Source organism: Lysinibacillus sp. TE18511 (assembly GCF_054062295.1).
On sequence record NZ_JBSSFD010000038.1, the window covers coordinates 18,429 to 38,149 of the forward strand.

Annotated in this window: 13 protein-coding genes and 1 pseudogene; 3 read left to right on the plus strand and 11 right to left on the minus strand. The window is 37.6% G+C overall.

Going from position 1 to position 19,721, the window contains the following annotated elements:
• Nucleotides 1–62: 62 nt before the first annotated feature.
• Complete coding sequence (locus ACVWXS_RS20690; RefSeq protein ID WP_456959981.1) at nucleotides 63–782, minus strand: glycerophosphodiester phosphodiesterase; 720 nt, start codon at nucleotides 780–782, stop codon at nucleotides 63–65.
• Nucleotides 783–953: 171 nt separating this feature from the next.
• Between ACVWXS_RS20690 and helD the strand changes: the two genes are divergently transcribed.
• Complete coding sequence (gene helD / locus ACVWXS_RS20695; protein ID WP_456959982.1) at nucleotides 954–3,191, plus strand: RNA polymerase recycling motor HelD; 2,238 nt, start codon at nucleotides 954–956, stop codon at nucleotides 3,189–3,191.
• A gap of 586 nt (nucleotides 3,192–3,777) precedes the next feature.
• On the opposite strand, the gene ACVWXS_RS20700 is transcribed toward helD, so the two are convergent.
• The 4 genes and pseudogenes from ACVWXS_RS20700 to ACVWXS_RS20715 all read right to left on the minus strand — a co-directional run.
• A complete protein-coding gene (locus tag ACVWXS_RS20700) occupies nucleotides 3,778–4,644 on the minus strand; it encodes a GNAT family N-acetyltransferase (protein ID WP_402991043.1) in 867 nt (288 codons plus the stop codon).
• Nucleotides 4,645–5,085: 441 nt separating this feature from the next.
• Nucleotides 5,086–6,918 carry an ABC transporter ATP-binding protein gene (locus ACVWXS_RS20705; protein ID WP_456959983.1) on the minus strand — a complete coding sequence of 611 codons (1,833 nt, stop codon included), beginning with the start codon at nucleotides 6,916–6,918 and terminating at the stop codon, nucleotides 5,086–5,088.
• Nucleotides 6,918–8,639, minus strand: a complete 1,722-nt coding sequence (locus ACVWXS_RS20710) for an ABC transporter ATP-binding protein (RefSeq protein ID WP_456959984.1) — start codon at nucleotides 8,637–8,639, stop codon at nucleotides 6,918–6,920. Before ACVWXS_RS20710 ends, ACVWXS_RS20705 begins: the two co-directional genes overlap by 1 nt.
• Before the next feature lie 75 nt (nucleotides 8,640–8,714).
• Nucleotides 8,715–9,137: pseudogene (locus tag ACVWXS_RS20715) on the minus strand (DMT family transporter); the annotation flags it as partial.
• 436 nt (nucleotides 9,138–9,573) lie between these two features.
• On the opposite strand from ACVWXS_RS20715, the gene ACVWXS_RS20720 reads away from it, so the two are divergent.
• Nucleotides 9,574–11,595: a sensor domain-containing protein gene (locus ACVWXS_RS20720; RefSeq protein ID WP_456959985.1), complete on the plus strand. Its 2,022-nt coding sequence runs from the start codon at nucleotides 9,574–9,576 to the stop codon at nucleotides 11,593–11,595.
• A 175-nt stretch (nucleotides 11,596–11,770) separates the two neighbouring features.
• Here ACVWXS_RS20720 and ACVWXS_RS20725 read toward each other — a convergent pair whose 3' ends face one another.
• Entirely contained in the window at nucleotides 11,771–12,238 is a 468-nt protein-coding gene (locus tag ACVWXS_RS20725; protein ID WP_068985134.1) for a threonine/serine exporter family protein, read from the minus strand.
• Nucleotides 12,239–12,250: 12 nt separating this feature from the next.
• Nucleotides 12,251–13,003, minus strand: coding sequence for a threonine/serine exporter family protein (locus ACVWXS_RS20730; RefSeq protein ID WP_368636017.1), 753 nt, complete (start codon nucleotides 13,001–13,003; stop codon nucleotides 12,251–12,253).
• Nucleotides 13,004–13,264: 261 nt separating this feature from the next.
• Between ACVWXS_RS20730 and ACVWXS_RS20735 the strand changes: the two genes are divergently transcribed.
• Nucleotides 13,265–14,671, plus strand: a complete 1,407-nt coding sequence (locus ACVWXS_RS20735; protein WP_456959986.1) for a polysaccharide deacetylase family protein — start codon at nucleotides 13,265–13,267, stop codon at nucleotides 14,669–14,671.
• A gap of 49 nt (nucleotides 14,672–14,720) precedes the next feature.
• Here the strand turns inward: ACVWXS_RS20735 and ACVWXS_RS20740 are convergent, their stop codons facing one another.
• From ACVWXS_RS20740 to ACVWXS_RS20755, 4 genes are all read right to left on the minus strand, one after another.
• Nucleotides 14,721–16,820 carry a beta-propeller domain-containing protein gene (locus ACVWXS_RS20740; protein WP_456959987.1) on the minus strand — a complete coding sequence of 700 codons (2,100 nt, stop codon included), beginning with the start codon at nucleotides 16,818–16,820 and terminating at the stop codon, nucleotides 14,721–14,723.
• Between the two features lie 310 nt (nucleotides 16,821–17,130).
• On the minus strand, nucleotides 17,131–17,619 hold the full coding sequence (locus tag ACVWXS_RS20745; protein WP_456959988.1) for a DedA family protein: 489 nt from the start codon (nucleotides 17,617–17,619) through the stop codon (nucleotides 17,131–17,133).
• Nucleotides 17,598–18,143 (minus strand): CDP-diacylglycerol--serine O-phosphatidyltransferase, encoded by a 546-nt coding sequence (gene pssA / locus ACVWXS_RS20750; RefSeq protein WP_456959989.1) that lies wholly within the window; start codon nucleotides 18,141–18,143, stop codon nucleotides 17,598–17,600. Before pssA ends, ACVWXS_RS20745 begins: the two co-directional genes overlap by 22 nt.
• A gap of 345 nt (nucleotides 18,144–18,488) precedes the next feature.
• Nucleotides 18,489–19,691: an MFS transporter gene (locus ACVWXS_RS20755; RefSeq protein ID WP_456959990.1), complete on the minus strand. Its 1,203-nt coding sequence runs from the start codon at nucleotides 19,689–19,691 to the stop codon at nucleotides 18,489–18,491.
• Between the last annotated feature and the right edge of the window lie 30 nt (nucleotides 19,692–19,721).

The following is a 19,721-nucleotide window of genomic DNA, read 5'->3' on the forward strand; positions in this document are numbered from 1 at the left end:
TCTTTCATCCGCCACTTTGACCGTTCCATCACTACTTCTATCCCCCCGGCCATTCCATCCAATCAATCTGCCAATCCAAATACTATCTTCTCTGGGTCATCTGTAAATATTGCCTGTACACCAAGCTGCTGCAATTGCTTTGCATACTCAACATCATTGACTGTATACACACGTACAGTGGCTCCTTCATTAAGAGCTTCTTTAACTGATTTCCGAAACGCCGTTGTTAAGCTGACATGTATAGCATTTGCCGGAATTTGAACTGTGTAGCCATAAAAATCAACTAAAATTTCTGCAAATAGCGCCGCTTTTTCGATATACGGTGCTCTTTGTGAGACAATCTGAATGGATTCATGATTGAAGGAGGAAATAATCACTCTCTCTGTCATTTGGTATGCAGCAACTTCCTTAATGACAAGAGCTTCTATACCGTTATACGGAAATATATCTGTTTTAAGTTCAATATTAATACGATGATTTGTACCTGCAAACAGCTCGAATATGTCACCTAGCGTTGGAATGCTTTCACCCTCAAATTCAGGAGAAAACCATGAACCAAAATCAAATGCACGAAGTTCTTGTAGCGTATAATCCTTTACGTAGCCAGAACCGTTAGATGTGCGATCAATCATTTCATCATGAATCACGACCAACTCCCTATCCGCTGTTAAATGAACATCTAATTCAATCCCTGCAATCGCAAGCTTTGATGCAGCTACAAACGCAGCGATAGTATTTTCAGGGCAATGTGCAGAAACGCCCCTATGGGCAAAAATATCCATATCTAATAACCTCCTATTTCGCCCACCTCTCATCAGATTAGCGGGCGGGCCTTGATTTTCGGTTTCCCTTCTTCCTAAATAATCCTATTACAATTTCACTTGATGGTAAATATTTTATATAGTAGTATGAGAATCTACTTGAAATTGTAAGTACTTAGGAGGTGCTAAAAAATGACTGCAAAACATCCAGATTTTCAGGCTGAAGTGGAACGGCTAGTTTACACCAAAAATTACATGCAGCAAATTTTAAATGAATCGCAAAAAGATTTGCAATCTGCTCAGGAAAATATCCGTAAGTCGATGGCAGATCTTGATTATTTAGATTCAAGTTTGAGCTATCTAAATATCTTAGCAAATGCTCGTTTCTTTGAAATGGCTCGAAACCAAAAGGAAGGCTTAGAGGCTGTTCAAAAAAAGCCATACTTTGCCCGAATTCATTTTCAAAAAACTGGAGATCCTGAAGAATTTCTTTATATCGGTAAAACCTCTTTGTTTCATCGAGAAACCCATGAGCCTATTATAGTCGATTGGCGTTCACCGGTAGCAAACGTCTATTATGATGGTCGCCTTGGGGATATGGAATATGATGTGCGTGGAGAGATCCATCAGGGACACCTATTTGCCAAGCGTCAATATAAAATAGAAGATGGTGAATTGCTTGATATACGGGATATTGATTTAACAACAAACGATGAATTACTGCAAGAAGCGTTAGCTGGAAAAGCCGATGTGCGTTTAACAGAAATCGTCTCCACCATCCAAAAAGAGCAAAATGAAATTATTCGAGCACATCTTCGTCAGCCGATCATCGTACAAGGGGCTGCTGGTAGTGGAAAAACAACAATTGCCCTACACCGAATATCTTACTTCCTCTACACAATGGGCGAACATTTTAACCCTGAGCAGCTCATGATTTTAGCACCAAATAAGTTATTTATCGATTATATTGGTGACGTTTTACCAGAGCTTGGTGTCGATAAAATTTGTCAAACAACCTTTACTGATTATGTTCTAGCTGCAACTAAACTGAAACTGAAACTTCAAAACCCTAATGAACAATTAGAATCTCTTGTTGCAGGAGAAGCCCAACAGTCCATCTCTTGGATATCCGAAATAAAGGGCTCTCTTTATTATCGAGATGTAATAGAACGATATGTTCAAAAAATAGAACAGGAAATTGCCAACCAATTCGAGGATGTTTCCATTGAAAAATATTGCATTATGCGCGCCTCCCATTTAAAGAAGCTATTTTTATATGAATTTTCTTATATGCCGATTGAAAAACGACTAGCTCATATTAAAAAGGTGCTAGCAAGCCATGTTCGTCAAAAGAAACAGGCTATTTTAAATATGCTCCATAAAAAATATGACGAAGCACTTGGCAAAGCACTGAATGGAATTCGTGATGATGACAAACGTCGTCGCGTTGTCACTAAGTTTATCGATGAACGTGATGAACGTATTCCTGCTATTGAGAAAGAGGCAAAATCAACAGTATCTGTTTATATGCGTCGCTTTGCTAAACATAACATCAAAACTCTCTATCGTACCCTTCTAACAAATGCTGAGCTTTTAGCAGAGCTTGCACCAGAATGGCATTATCTTGAGCAACAGCAATTTTTACAAATGCATGCTAAAGAACAATGGGTGCTTGAAGATTTAGCTGCAATTTATTATTTACAAGCTCGTATAAAAGGAATTCCAGATGAATGGAAAATGCGAGTTGTCTTTATCGATGAAGTACAGGACTATAGTTTATTTCAGCTTGCTGCTTTAAAAACAGGCCTTGAAACGGATATGTTTACTATGGTTGGTGATTTAGCACAAGGCATTCACAGCTATCGATCTCTTACTGCCTGGGAACCCGTTCAAAATCTATTTCCCCGAGCAAGCTTCAGAACACTTCAAAAAAGCTATCGAACAACAATTGAAATTATGGAGGTAGCGAACAAGATTTTAGCACAAATGGACGAACAGCTTCCCTTAGTTGAGCCCGTGGTTCGTCATGGCAATGTACCTACCTATATACAGGCACAATCATTTGATGCCCCGCAAATTAAGCAAATTTTTGAGAACATTCGAGCCAATGGACATCATTCCATTGCTTTAATTTGCAAAACTACTGCAGAGGCAAGATCCATGCAGCAAGCATTAAAAAACAATAAGATTGCTGCTCAGCTCCTAACTGAAACTGAGTCCATCAATCAGGAATTATTGCTCGTTGTTCCAAGTCATTTAGCTAAAGGCCTTGAATTTGATGCGGTCATCGTAGCTGCCTTCAATATCCCTTTCTATGATACGAAGATTGATCGAAAGCTACTTTACGTGGCACTCACTCGAGCAATGCATGAGCTTTATTTAATTGGCCCATCAAAAAATACTTTTCTATTAGAAAATGAACAGATATAATAATCAATTTCGCCTTGGTAGACTGAGTTCCTCTATTTCAGCAGGTGTTACTGAAAAGAAACCACACACGCATACATCTCACCACTTTCTGAGGCGGGAGTCTTCTGCTGAATAAAAATAAAAAAGTCGCTATCTCGGCGACTTTTTTATTTTATGGAATGCTCATTTATCAATTCCGAGGTGGTAGACGGTAAAACTTCCCTCTGAATAAATACGCTTTAACAACCTTCCACCATGAACGAGGTGCTTCCTTTCGAGGAGACTTTTTTTTAGGCAATGCCGGCATACGCATGATAACGACTCCTTTCATAGGCTTCGTAATACTATATGAAGATAGTGACAAACTTATGTTCAATTTTAACTTCTTTCAACTGATGGTTTTTGTACCGAAAGCGTAGCGGCAGGTACTGATGATTTTTGCGGCCGGATTTTGAATTGTGCCAGCAAAGTTTCTATTCAACTGACATTGTTAACTCGTTCATGGTAAAATTCGAATCAAACGTTCACGCTGACCCTAAACAAATTGTAGAGAACCAAATAAAAAGAGTGAGCAGCGATGCACCATACATCACTCCTCACCCTGTTTTTAGTTTTTCACGAAATAATCTATTTGTTGAGCTTTCATAAAGCCGGCCTTCTCATAAACAGAAAGTGCTTTTCTATTTTCAATTTCTACATCAAGCATGACATATTTCGCTCCATTTTCACTTGCAAAATCCTTTGAAAATGTCAGTAAAGCTGTACCAATACCTTGTCCTTCACAAGTTGAAAGAACAGCAAGTGCCGTTACCCATTGAATTTCATTTTCTTCAACCGTTGTTACTGTACCGACTACCATATCGTCTTTACGTGCTACCCAAAGCTTTCGTCCATCCGTTGACGTATTAAAGGCAATTAGCTCCTCGGATTCTTCTGGTAAATCACCAAATGCCTCACTATAAATAGTCATTAACGCTGCATGCTCCCCAGCATATGGAGAAATCTCAATATCACTACGTAATTCAACTCGTTCCGCTCTTGTTTCTAGCGTTGCCTCTGAGAAGCTATATGTATAGCCCCTTTTTTCAATAAATGCATGGCCGAAAGGTGATCCATCAATGACTAGTGCCAATTGACCTTCTGCACCTCGTTCATCTAGTCCCGCTTGTAGCCCCCCGACTAAAGCGGTTCCAATTCCCTTTTGACGATATAATGGTGTAACTACTAACGACCATTCATACGTATGTAACCCCATTAAATCAATTGCACTAGCCGCACCGACTAACACATCCTTGTCATCGTCATACGCAAGAACCATAAAACCTTTCGAATCAAAGGAGCTTGCCATTGGTATATTCATAATCGTTTCATATACACGATAATCGTTTAAAGTTGCTTCTTCACATAATGATTTTAATTCATTTAAGGTTTCCCCATCTAACGGGAAAGACACTGTAATTACTGAAATATCCATTGTTTACTCCGTTCTTGTATCAAACTATTGCCCTATTGTAGCAAGAAAGAAAATAAGCTGGCAACAAAATATAATTGTAACTTCTCATAATCAGCTATTTCACTTTTAAATAATAAATAATGGTTTTTTACTACTATCCATCTCTAAAATGACTAAAACTAACTAGAAGCTATAGATACATATAATTATATTTACATCTTATTTATCGTCAATAGATTCATTTATTTTATAACCAACACTACCATTAATTCCATTAAATCACATTTCCGTTTTAGATTCTTCACCCAAATATGTACTTGACTACATATTCCATCCTGAAGAACGCTTAGTAAAAACCTGTGGATACATAAAAAAATCAATTTCAACAGATAAAAAGAGTGAGTAGTAACGTTCAACACCTTACTCCTCACCCTGCTCTTTGTTTTTCACACATTGCTACAATTACTCATCAAGATGATAAGATGAAGATTGTAACATCTGTGCATAAATGCCACCTGATTCAATTAACTTTTGTTGTGGCCCCGCTTCGACTAACTCACCCTTGTGCATAACAAGCACAATATCGGCATTGTGCACTGTATTTAAGCGGTGAGCAATAACAAAACTTGTTCGTCCCTGCATTAACGTGTCTAGAGCCTCTTGAATCGCAAGTTCCGTCACAGTATCAATGCTACTTGTCGCCTCGTCCAACAACAAAATTTTCGGGTCTGCAATCAATGCACGTGCAATTGACAATAACTGCTTTTGACCTTGCGAAATTTCACGACCATCTGCCGCAAGTACTGTATCATAGCCATTCTTTAGATTCATGATAAAGTCATGTGCATTCGCACGCTTAGCCGCCTCTTCTATCTCCTCATCACTAGCATCTAATCGCCCATAACGAATATTTTCACGTACAGAAGCCTCAAATAAAAACGGATCCTGTAATACAAAGGCCATTTGCGAACGCAAAGCTTGTCGTGCTATTTGCTGAACGTTCACACCATCAAATAAAACCTCACCCTTCACTACCTCGTAAAACCTTGCAATAAGCTGTAAGATCGTTGTTTTCCCTGCCCCAGTTGCCCCAACAAGAGCTACCGTCTGTCCAGGCTCTACGTTAAAATTAACGTCCTTTAAAGTGTAAGCTTCCGCTTCTTGCTCATATTTAAAGTACACATGTTGAAAACACACCTGTCCTAATAGTTTATGCTTCTGTGCGAAAGCAGCTTCCTCTTCAGGCTGTTCATCCAGTAACGCAAATACACGTTCCGCACCAGCAATCGCTGACAGTACTGTGTTAAATTGGTTGGCTAAATCGTTTAATGGTCGTGTAAATTGCCTTGCATATTCTGTAAAAATAACAATTACTCCGATTGACACATGGCCATAAAAAGCAAGTACGCCTCCTATACCAGCCACAATTGTGAAGCTCATATTATTTAAAAAGTTCATGACCTTTGGAATATACCCAGAGTATGTCTGTGCCCAAAAGCCAGTTCTTTTTAATCGTAAACTTTTTTCGCGAAACTCCTCTTTCATCCGTTCCTCTTGTGAAAAAGCCTTCACAATCCGCTGACCTGAGATTGTTTCTTCAATCATGCCATTAAGCGCTCCTAAGGCCACTTGTTGCTCTTTAAATAATGGTGCTGTTCTCCGTGTAATCCAACGCATTGCCCAAAACATTATTGGTATAATCGTCATCGTTAATACCGTTAGCAAAGGGCTTAAACTTAACATAATAATCACTGTTCCTGTAAGCGTTAATACACTGGAAAACACTTGGATAAAGGAACTGTTTAAAGTTGAGCTAACTGCTTCAATATCATTCGTCATCCGACTCATTAATTCTCCATGCTGACGACGATCGAAAAAGGCAATCGGGAGTCTTTGGAAATGGGCAAATACACTCGTTCGTAATCTATAAATTGTTTGCTGAGCAATACCAATCATCCAATAGTTTTGTAAAAATAATGATACTGCTAATAGAGCGTAAATGCCGATTAACAGCCTAATTCCTTTGCCTAATCCTGCAAGCTCTCCATGCATTACATACATGTCAATCATTTTACCGATTAAATATGGCCCGAGTAGAGCCAATATTGAGCTCACCGTGACTAGTAACAGCACAACAATTAATAGTGCACGTTGTTCATCAACAATTTTCCATAAACGTAACAGTGTACTTTTCCAATCTGCCGCACGAGGTCCCTTCTTTTTCTTAACAGCCTGCTTCACATCATCTTGCGTCAAAATCGGTTCATAGCCAAAAGGTTTTTGGAAAAATCCCATTATTCCTCTACCTCCTGTTGGGAGATTGCGATTTTTTTATAGAGCGCTGAAGTTCGCAATAGCTCTTCATGTGTCCCGTATGCGACCACTTTTCCTGTATCAATGAGTAAAATTCGATCTGCACCCTTAGCTGTACGAATTTTTTGAGTGACCACTAGCATTGTTGCTTGTTCTTCACTTAATGCCTCCCACAACGCTTGTTCCGTTTTAACATCAAGCGCACTTGTACTATCATCGAGCATCAATATATGACCTTTTCTTAATAACGCTCTTGCAATAGATAGTCTTTGTTTTTGACCACCTGAAAGATTGACACCCTTCTGTCCGACTCTTGTCTCGTAACCATTCGGGAAATCCTCCACAGAAGCATGGATTTGCGCTTGCATTGTAGCCTGTAGCACGGCATCCATTTCAGCCTCTGCATCCCCCCAACGAACATTATCGGCAATACTTCCTGTAAACAACAACGATTGCTGCGGGACATAACCAATGATTTCACGTAGTTCTTGTAAATCCCACCGCTGCGCATCTTTTCCCTCTACTTCTATTTTGCCTTCTGTGACATCGTAGAAGCGAGGAATAAGCTGTAGCAATGTTGATTTCCCTGCACCTGTTGCCCCCATAATGGCTAACTTTTCACCAGATCTCACTTGGAAGCTTACATCGGATAGTGCAGGTGAATCTCCCCCAGGATAAGTAAAGCTAACATGATCAAAAGCTAATTCTCCAAAGTTCATGCCCTTAGATGTTTTCTCTAAAGATGACGGTAGTTCAATCTCATTTTCAATAGAAAGTACTTCTGCCATACGCTCTGCTGAGGCTTTTGCACGCGCATAAAAAATAATGATAAAGGCAAACATCGAAAACGAGCCTGTCATACGCATTGCATAATTAACAATGGCAACAATATCTCCAAGTGGTGTCGTACCTGAAGCTATTTGCTTCGTCCCAAACCATAGTACTGCAAGTAAACTCATATTCATGATGAATAACAATACCGGCATAATATACTCCATTGTACGAAGAGCCTTTACTGTATCTATCTTTAAGCGTGAGGCAACCTCATCAAAACGCGACGCTTCATAAGCACCGCGTAAATAAGCCTTCACCAATCGAATCGCCTGCAAATTTTCTTGTAGTACACGATTTAAACGATCTATTCTTTTTTGTACAAGCCCAAAATAAGACACACCTTTGGCCACCATAAAAATAAGAAAAACAAAAATAATGGGTGCACCAATAACTAAACACAATGCCAGCTTTGCATTTACAACAAAAGCCATCACAATGCTGCCAACAACCGCAAGTGGTGCTCGGAGCATAATTCGTAGACTCATAAACAACACCGTCTGCACTTGTGTCACATCATTTGTTAACCTTGTAATAAGTGACGCCGTTGAAAATTTTTGATAAGTAGCCAATGTGAAGGATTGTATTTTTTCGAACAGTGCATTTCGTAAATCATAGGAGAAGCTTTGTGCTGTATGTGATGAAAAATATGAATTAACGATACCAGCTAAAAAAGCTACAAAGGATAAAGCCAGTAAAACAGCACCCCATTGCAAAATCATCCCTTCGTTTTGGGCTCGCACTCCATCATCTATGATTTTAGCCATTATAAGTGGTTGAGCAAGCTCGACAAATAATTCCAACAACATTAAACATAACGCAATAAATGCAGTCCATTTATAAGGCTTTACATAGGAAAAAACCTCTTTCATATTCTTCCCCCTTGTCCTAAAAAGAGATTCCCTATAACTCGAACATAGTAATAATCTCCTGTAAAGATAGTATTTTTATGCTTTTTCTCCTGCTATCGAAAGCCACGTTACACAAACAAGCATAACGAACACCCCAACTAATTGCCAATAACCTAATGATGTACCAAATATGATCACTGAAATAACCATAGCTGTTAATGGTTCAATACTAGAAAGAATACTAGTCTCAACTGTTGTAATATATTTCATGTTACTTAAAAGCCACAGTTCCAAAGAATATTAAGCGTTACACCACCTATAAGCATTCCCCAGCCGACAACAAGAAGTACACTCCTTTCTTTCATCCGACGTGCAGAATACAATGTGATCAACAGCTACTCCCCATAATAAGACTTTCTTACTAACTAACAAAATCTCAAACAAAGCGTTCGTTAGTAGGAGAAAAAGACCGTTAAGCGTAACAATAATCCTTATCACTTGATATTTTAGGGGCCATTTATTTAAACTAAGAGAGACAAAAGCAATAATAAATATCGGTTCTAAAAAACTGTAGTAAGGTAAACAGTACAGCATTACTTTCGTTGATCGCTGCCACGAGAGCAAACTGTACAATCAACATCCCTACTATATCCGAGAATAAGGGGCTGTCTACTCCATAGTTTTTGCTGTGAATTTCACATCTTTTCCAGTTGATGATCAATTTCATCGAACTAAAGACGATAAATATTATTCCTTTTAACCGTTCCATACAATTCCTACATCCTATATACGTACTAAGGAATGTTATTTTTCTCCAATTTTTTTCTTAAGTTTCACTAGAAAAGTCCTAATTTTGTTCATTATCAAATATTTACAATTATATTCATAATGACTAATTCCCGATAATTAACTATAATATTAGTATATATAGATTACTCAAGGAGATCGAATAATCATGAGTCATATGCACAAATCATTTACGATTGATGAAAATTATTTAAATTCACTTCCTTTTCCTTCAATTGTCATAAATCAAGATGGACAAGTTATAATTTTGGGAAAACTTGCTGAACAGCTATTTGGTTTTTCAGCTACTGATACTAAAGAACTTACTGCTTCATTCATACATGAAAATTTACTACGCCAGCTTTCACCAGAGACGTTTAAAACAATTTTACAAAATGATGACAGCATGTATATAGATCCAATTCAAATGAACACGTATACCAATGAAAAAATTACGACAAAGCTGCTAACTAAACCATTTACTGAACAAGGAGAGCGTTTTATCCTTATAGTGTTTATGTTACCAGAATTAATGATTCATTCTGTCTCAAATAGCAGTACTCTCGTAGACTTAAAACAAGGCTTAGATTCGACATTTATGACAATAACACTTGATCATGATGGATTTATTTTAGAATGTAATGCTGAATTTTTAAAAACGAGTCAATGGACACCTAAGCGCGTTATCGGTAAAACGTTTTGGCAGCTATTCCCTAATAATGAAGTGAGCGAAAAGATCACAAATACTATCTGGCGTAATTTGAACAATGGCAACACGTGGCAAGGTGAAGTTGAAAAAATCACAAAAACGGGCCAGTCTTATTGGGTACTATTAACAGCTATCCCGACATTTAATCTTGAAGCAAACGAGCAACAATTTATTTTAATTGAAAAAGACATTACGAAGTCAAAGACAATACAACATCAGCTTGAAAAAATCGCTTATATTGATACAGAAACAGGCCTCATGAATGCACATCGACTCGAAAAAGAGATTTCCAGCATGATTGAAGAAGAAAGAAACTTCTCTTTTGTCTATTTAAGTATAGATAAATTTTATACGTTAAAAGAGTTACATGATCATCATATCGACCAAGGCCTTATTGTAGAGTTTACAAACCGTATAAAAATGTATTTCCAAGATAGCACAATGGCACGCATTAACGAAAATGATTTTGTCGTAATTACACCTTTAAGTGAATGGTTTATTCAGGGCTTCCTGTCTTATTTACAACACCATCCAATTTATAACAGTAATGTTGCTGTCCCTATTTCTATTAGTGGAGGAATTACACGTTACCCTGAGGATCAAGCTACATTCTCCCAACTAATGAAAGCATCAATTGCTACTATTACAACTGTTCGTCAAGCAGGTGGCGGTAAAATCGTCTCACTATCAAAAGCAACACACAAGGCATTAAATCGTAAAGCTTTAATTGAAAAACGTTTACTTCAGGCACTTGACCAAAAAAATCTAAAAGTCCTTTATCAGCCACAAATTGACGTTTATTCAGGTAAAATCACAGCTGTAGAAGCATTAGTTCGTTGGGAAGATGAAGTAATAGGCGTTGTCTCACCAGATGAGCTTATTCCAATTGCTGAGGAAACGGGGCTCATTAATAATATCGGTTCCTTTATGTTAGAAAAAGCTTGTGAACAGGCACTAATCTGGAAAAAAGCCGGTCTTGATTTAAAAGTATCCATTAACTCTTCTGTACGCGAATTTCGTGATAAAAACATGGCACAGTCAATACTTGAAATGTTAGCGAAAACGGGCTGTCCTGCAAGCCTTATTCAAATAGAAATTACAGAAAAATTTGCCCTAGAAGCAGAAGCTGCTACTTTTATTACACAACAAATGCATAAGCTTGAAAATGAAGGCATCTCCTTTGTACTAGATGATTTCGGTACCGGGTATGGCTCATTTAGATATATGCAAATTTTACCAATAGATACATTAAAAATTGATAAAGCATTTACTAGTGCTTTATTGAAATCTGAAAAAACACAAAAGCTAATTAACGGTATGATACAACTTGGTAAATCCATGGAACTTAGAGTCGTAGCAGAAGGTGTTGAAACTGCTGAACAAGCAGACCTTTTAATTACTTATGGTTGCGATGTTATTCAGGGTTACCATATTAGTAAACCAATTACGTCAGAAGAAGTTGAAGCATTACTCGTTAAATAGTTAATTTAAAGAAGGAGGTTACGATTAAGAACGTAACCTCCTTCTTCCTATTTATTTATCTTTCGCTTCGGCTTTTCTATCCGTTACTTTGGTTGGGTTTATCCGCCGCTCTAGCTTCTATCCATCGCTCTGGTCTTCTATCCTCCAAGCTCTCCCCCACATTTGCTGTAGAGCCTTACTTCTTATAGACCTTTCGGAATGTCGCTTTACTAGTACGAACAGAACGAAAAATAAGCTGCATAAATACTTCCGCGAACACAAGCCCCATAACGATTGCACCTGTAATTAAAAATGCCTTTAACCCATACTGTAGCCCCTGTAAATAATCATCCTCTACAACATTTCTCATTGCATTGTAAGCCATACCTCCCGGAACTAACGGGATAATACCACCAACAATAAAAATAATCATCGGCATTTTAAAGCGTCGAGCATACAAATGCGCAACAATGGCAATGACAAATGAGCTATAGAACGAGGCATTCACAATATCCATGCCATGTTCTGTTAGGACGAAATATATCATCCAGCCTATGACCCCGACAAAAACGCAATAAAGTAATACTTTTCTTGGTACATTAAATATAATTGCGATACCAGCAGTCGCAAAAAAACTAACAATCAATTGTATGATATAGTCCATGTCGTCTGCCTCCTAAAACGATAAAGTGACAGCAATAGCTGCACCGATGGCAAAAGCTGTTAAAAAAGCTTCCACTCCCTTTGCCATCCCCGATATAAAATGACCTGCCATTAAATCCCGAACTGCATTTGTAATTAATAAACCTGGTACGAGCGGCATAACGGAGCTAATGATAATTTTGTCTAATTCAACACCATAGCCACATTTCACGGCAAAAACAGCTATATATCCTATTGCTAATGAAGCAGTAAATTCTGAGAAAAATTTTACTTTTGTTAAATGATTTATCATCACAAGTACTAGGAAGCCTACCCCTCCGGCTAAAAACGCTACAGGAAAATCAGACCATCCTCCCTTAAACATTATAAGGAAAAAACCACTCGCAAGAGCCGCTGCTAAGACTTGTATATATGTTGGTAAAAAATAATTTGTTTTTTGTATCGACTTTAGCTCGTCATAAGCTTCTTCTAATGTTATCATGTGAGATGTGAGTCTCCGAGAGACTGAATTTACCAAGGCTATTTTTTGTAAATCTGTAATTCTGTTGGAAATTGATACAATTCTCGTTGGCTGTGTCTTGCCTAACGAAAAAATGATTCCTGTTGGTGTGGCATAACATTGCGCATCCAGCATATTTTGAGAATGTGCCATGCGTAGCATCGTATCCTCGACACGGTATGTTTCTGCACCACTTTCAATCATAATGCGCCCTGCAAGCAATAAGCAGTCCAACGTAAATTCATTATCTGCTTCATGTAAAACCATTACAGCTATCTGCCTCCTTCAAAAGGTTCCTTGCCCATAGTATCGAACTGCAAATAAAAACTCAACTGAAAATTTTTAACTTTTAACAAAAAGACTTTGGCTTTCATATGCTGAAATGTGTAAGTTGCTGAGTTATTTATTCATGAAGATCGGTTCCCTATTAATTGATTGCAAAACTTCGTAGATTCGTATAACTTTTTCAATGACTAACACGTCTGATTTTATAGAAAAATAAATAAGGAAAGGAGCGTATCCATCAAAATGCCGGAACGCAGAAGAAGAAGACGCGGCCAAAAAATTGATTTTCTATTAATTGGCCTCATCATTACATTATCTACTATTATTTTAGTCATTATCCTATCAAAGGATGATTTTAAGTTTCAAAAAATTAGTGCCTCAAAAGAGACAACTTCAGATTCAATAAAGAGTAATCTATCTACAGAAAGTTCTGCGTTTCCAGGTATACGTATTGTAACAGATGTTTCTAATGATAAGCGAACACCTTTTGCTATTCACTACCCAGAAACAGATAATGAAGCTTTTAACGACGCTGTATTACAGTACATAAAGGATTCAAAAGAAAACTATCTGGCATCTATGAAAAAAAATAAAGATAAAAAGGCTAAGGGCGAGCTTAATATTAGTCTGGAAACTTTCCCATATCAAAAGCATTACTATTCCTTTGTTCTAACAACAATGCTGTACACAGGCGGAGCCAATCACGAGGTTTCAACCAAAACATTCTTCATCAATAATGAAACTGGTGAATTAATTTCTATTCAAGCATTATTACACAACGATGAAAACAACTTATCGACATTAGCAACTCATGTACGTAATGACTTACAACGAAACCCCCAGTTAAAAGATGAGCTTATCCAGGATGAGCTATTAAAGGTAACTGAACCGAAGTGGTCTAACTTCAATCGCTTTGCCATCGTTGATGATTCATTACAATTCTATTTTGATGAGTATGAGATTGCTAGCGGAGCAGCAGGTGCGCCAATTGTGAAGCTTCCCCTTTCACTTATTAATCCGTTGTTAGCCCCTGATTTCCAGATTGCCATGGAAAAACCGGCAAAACCAATTAATACAGGTGACCCTAATGCAAAACGTATTGCCTTAACTTTTGATGATGGCCCACATCCAAACGTTACAGAACAAATTTTAGATACTCTTGATAAATATCATGCAAAGGCTACCTTCTTTATGCTTGGCAGTCGTGTACAATATTACCCTGATATTGCGAGAGACGTACTTGCACGTGGACACGAAATAGGTAATCATTCATGGAACCATCCTGTACTAACAAAACTGTCACTAGAGTCGGCAATAAACCAATGCACATCTACAGTTGCGGAGATAGAGAAAGCCATTAATCAAAAGCCAACTGTATTTAGACCACCATACGGAGCAACAAATGATGCTATTAACGCTCAAATCCCTGTTCCTGTTGTCTTATGGACGATTGATACGTTGGACTGGAAGCATCGCGATGCACAACAGTTACTACCTAATATCAAAAATAATTTACACAATAATGCGATCGTCTTAATGCACGATATTCATCAATCAACTGCTGACGGCCTTGATGCCGCACTTGCTTATTTGCAAGGGCAGGGCTATGAATTCGTGACAGTTTCAGAGATTCTTCCATATCGCCAATAGCTAACTAAAGAAAAAGTCCAATAAACTCAAGGTTTATTGGACTTTCTTTTTATTTGATTGTTAATGTATCAAGTGGCTTAAAGTCTTTTAAGCGATAACTCTTCACTTCATTACGTGCAACTGTGTAAAGAGCGTCATCTATATAGACTACACGCTGTACAAGCTGCTCCCAATTTTCATACTGCTCGCCAGTGCTTTCGTTAATGATATTTCCTTTTAGCACGATGCCTTTATCTGCAGTGATTTCATAGATTTGTGCGCCTTGACCTTTGTAGACAATTTCATCGCCCTTCCCTGCCTCATAAAGGACGACTGGGAAACCAAAGTAATTGTATTCCTTATTGCGGAATAGCGCTTTAGGATTGTATTGAACATCCGAGTACGAGCCCTTACCACCGATTTTCACTGATGATTGTTCCTTTGGATTTTGGAAATCTGAAACATCAAATAATGACATTTTCATATTTGTTGTAACTGTCAAATTACGCTTCGAATTGGCATCATAACGTTGCTCTGTATCATAGCCAATGCCGATTAAATGCGTATCGTCTAATGGATGTAAATAGTTACTAAAACCTGGGATCTTCAGTTCACCTAACACAGTTGGATTCTTCGGATTTGCTACATCAATCACAAACAGTGGATCGACTTGTTTAAAAGTTACCACATATGCTTTTTCACCCATAAAGCGTGCAGAATATACTTTTTCACCAGGAGCTAAATCTTTTACTGCACCAAGCTGTTGTAAATTTTCGTCCAAAATAAATAGATGGTTACGTGATATATTTTGTTCATTCCATGTATCCCCTTCCGTTGTAACGATGCGGAAATTGCCCTCATACTCATCCATTGAATATTGGTTTAACACGGATCCTTTTACTTTCGTAGTACCTACAAAATTCATGGCAGTTCCATCAACATTCCATTTAAAAACTTGTGTATCCGTTGTTCTCGGCATCCAGATCATATCCGTAATGCGACCAGCCGCAGGAACGGCTGGACTTCCATCATAAATTGGTGTTGTTAAATAAAGTGCATTCTCCGACATATAAAGCCCACTACTGCCACCTAAATATCCCTTAGTATTCGCAGTTGTCTTGGCACCATTTTTTAAATCTATAGCTGTAATCAAGCTATATGTTCCATCCATAGTATTTGGTAAAATAGAAATTTTCTCTAAAGGTAAGCTTTTGTACTCTTTACCTTCTAAACTATCAAATGTTTTCGGTTTTAAATCTGGCGCTTTTTGCTCTCGAAGCATCCAATAATTCGGATACATATTACCGATTAAATATAATGTGTCGTTTGTTATTCGAATATCCTGTAAATATCCCTCTTGCCCCACTTCACGTATAAACTTAGGATTCTTAGGATTTGAAATATCATACAAAGTAGCTGTCGACATACTTGTGCCTGCTTTTTCTAAATATTCATCTCCAATCGCTATTAATAAATTATTATATAATGCTAGCTTCGAAATATATTGTGATCCTTTCAGCTTGATTGTTGTTGCTAATTTTAAATTTTTCGGATCTTTCGCATCAACTACCGTAATACCTTGATCCTTTACAGCATAAATAAAGTCATCTTTAACAACAACAATATCACCTTCCTCCACGCCCTCTACTTGATTATTTGTTGTGGAGGCATCGTTTGCACTCGCTTTATCCTCGCTGCTTGCCATTTCTACGCTTGTTTCATAGTCCAACTCTTTTTGTGAGTGGTTGGCTAAAAGTGCTTCGAAATATTGTTGCAGCTCTTTTTCTGATTTTACTGCTTCTAGCTTTTCAATGATGGTAAATGGTATTACTTGTGAGGCTGTTTTAGTTCCGCTTAGTGCAAATGCTTCTTTATTCACATGTAATTTATAGCTACCAGGTGCTAAATCGCTAACGATCAGTGTCTTTTTATCGTCCTCCAATGTTATTGTTGCTAGCACCTTTTTATTTTTGCTATTTGTTACGTATACATTGGTATCCGTTATTTTGCTTTCCTTTATTACCTCTGTAAAGGACACTTGCCAGCTATGCTTTGTCATACTCGCACTTGCAGTCTGTGCCTCCACTTTTGGGGGCACCATCAACGAAAAAGTTCCTGGCAAAATAGCTAGTACGGCGATGAGTAAAATGGCTATCCACTTATTTTTCATCATTTTTCCTTCCTTTCATAATGTTGTTTATTAATTAGACTACCAAAGAATAGGAAAGTTACACTATTCTGAATTTTTTTCGATCAACACACCTGCTAATTAGACAAATTAAACCACTCTTTAGATTTATTCTCATATTAAGGCTGATATTGTTAATTTAACTTTATCACTAGCGTCAATACAAATATCCCAAAAATGAGAAAATGTACAACTTTATATAAAATTGTACATTTCCTCATTTTTGGGCGTTAGCGTTATTAAATTCTTAAGTTGATGGATGTGGGGCAATACTCAAATATAGGAAATGGGATTAATCCTGTATAACCCCTACGACCTTTCCAATTGTAATAAAGGTGAAACACCATAAAAAAGCACCAATCGCAGCAAACGTAATATATGTTTTTAATTTCATTTTGCCGATTCCCGCAAAGTAACAGGTTACGTGTCTGAAACCGGGAATAAAGTACCCGAAAAGAAGTGTATATGGCCCGTATTTCTTCATCCACCTTTCTACTTTCATCATTCTCTTTTCTTTCAGTCCTATCCATTTTCCATATTTAGCTATTAAAGGACGACCAGCTTTTCTTCCGATTAGATAACTAATCATCATCCCTATAAGCGCTCCTGCAAAACTAACGAAAATAGCAAGTTCATAATTCAGGACATGAATATTTGTAAAATAACCGACAATTGTCATTAGGACTTCATCGGGTATCGGCAATCCAACGATTCCAAGAAGCAACATGAAAAAAATTGCTATATACCCATAAGATCCGATTAATTCTTGAATTGTTCCCATCTTTCCACCTCTGAATTTTCAACCGCAAGTCTTTTAAAATGTGGAAACTTAATTGTGCTCACCATCAAATAAGAAAGTACACATGTGCTTAATGCTAATACGATTGAGTTATTCATGAAACTTAATATAACAAGACATATTCCCGCGAACGGGATCGGCATTCCAATGAATGTCGGAGACTTGCTTTGAAGAACATTAAATCTTGAAAGGCGAATTGCTCCACAAGTGCCATATGCCAGCGTACACAAAATCCCCAAAAACGGAATACTATACAATGCTACATTGTAAGCGAGCATAGCCGGAGCCACACCAAACGTAATCAAATCAGCAAAAGAATCAAGTTCCTTCCCAATATCCGAAACGGCATTCAGCTTACGTGCGGCCATACCGTCGAAAAAGTCGAGAAACATACCAACAAAAATGAAGAACACTGCTGAATAGAAATCTTGAATAAACAAAGAGCGAATAGCAAGAAGTCCGCAAATAAAGTTTCCAATTGTAATCATACAGGGTATATATTTCACAGTATAATAAACCTCCAATTCATTCAAACCAACACAATGGATAAAAAACAGTCTTACAGCACACCTTGAAAAATAGAGGTTTTATTCGGTAAATGTTTTTGTAGAGAAAGTAAAACGTAAACTACTGAATAATCCCCCTCTGAAGGTGGTGAGATAAATGCGAAATTGATTTCTCGACTTCTTCACAAACTGCTAATTATATTGTGAATGGTATATAAGTAAACGATAATACTAGGTAAAACTTTTCGAATTAGGGAATTGTCTATGTCCACAAAGAGGCTTCTTTGAATGTCACAGGAACAATCTGAGTTTTGATTGTTCTGAAGACTTCCCCCACTTTTCTAGTTATTCCACTAAGTTTTCTGTCAATTGTTTTTCTTTCCACACAAATGTAATACCGAGGCCAATGACCATAATAACAGCAGCGAAAAGGTAAGGATAGTGGACGTTTACGTCAAATAGTATTCCACCTATCGTTGGCCCGATGATATTACCTAAGCTCGTATAGGTTGAGTTCATTCCAGCAATAAATCCTTGCTCATTACCGGCAGCTTTTGATAAAAATGTCGTCAATGCCGGACGAAGCAAGTCAAATGCGAGGAAGATAAGGCAAGTTACCACCAACACTGCCCAAAATCCTGAGATCACGGTGGATATAACCGCCAATATTGCACCTGTAATTAAACATAATTGGATCAATTTCTTTTCACCGAGTTTATCTACCATTTTTCCAAACATAAATATTTGCACAATAACACCGAAGATTGCGCTTATCGTAATAATGGTTGCGATGTCCTTCGGCGTGAAGCCGAATTTATGATCAGAAAATAGACTAAAAACAGTTTCATACGCAGACAAGCCGAAAGCGAGTACAAATACAATGATAAATGGAATGAAATAAAGTGGACTAAGTGATTTTATTAAATCGTTTATAAAGTTTGTTTGCTTTGTTTTAGCAGAAATTTCTGCAAGCTGTTCCTTCGTTAGCGGCTCTTTTAAAATAAATATTGATGCAATGCACGCTAAAAAGGCAATGGCTGCCGCAAAGAAGAAGGGCATGCGTATACCGTATTCTGCAATAAAGCCACCAAAGCCAGGTCCTATAATAAAACCAGTACTAATAGCGGCAGAAATATAACCCATCGCTTTTGGTCGTTCCTGAACGGATGTAATATCTGCAACGTATGCAGTAACACCTGGTATAATAAAGGCGGCACTAATTCCCCCTAACATTCTTGATAGATAAAGCACCGATACATGCGTGCCTAAACCAAAGATAAGTTCTGAAATACCAAAAAGGAATAAACCGATTGTGATGATGTTTTTCCTGCCATAACGGTCAACCCAACGACCTGCGAGTGGTGACATAAGTAGTTGTGCCATCGCAAATACGGCAATAAGATAACCCATCGTTTTTCCTGATAATTGCATGCTATTCATAAATGACGGCATAACTGGAATGATGAGACCAATTCCTAAAAATGCAATGAATACATTGCTTAGAAGTATAATTAATATCGACTTTTGTTCTTTTATTGTTTTCTTCATGTATCAACTTCTCTTTCTATTAGAATCACT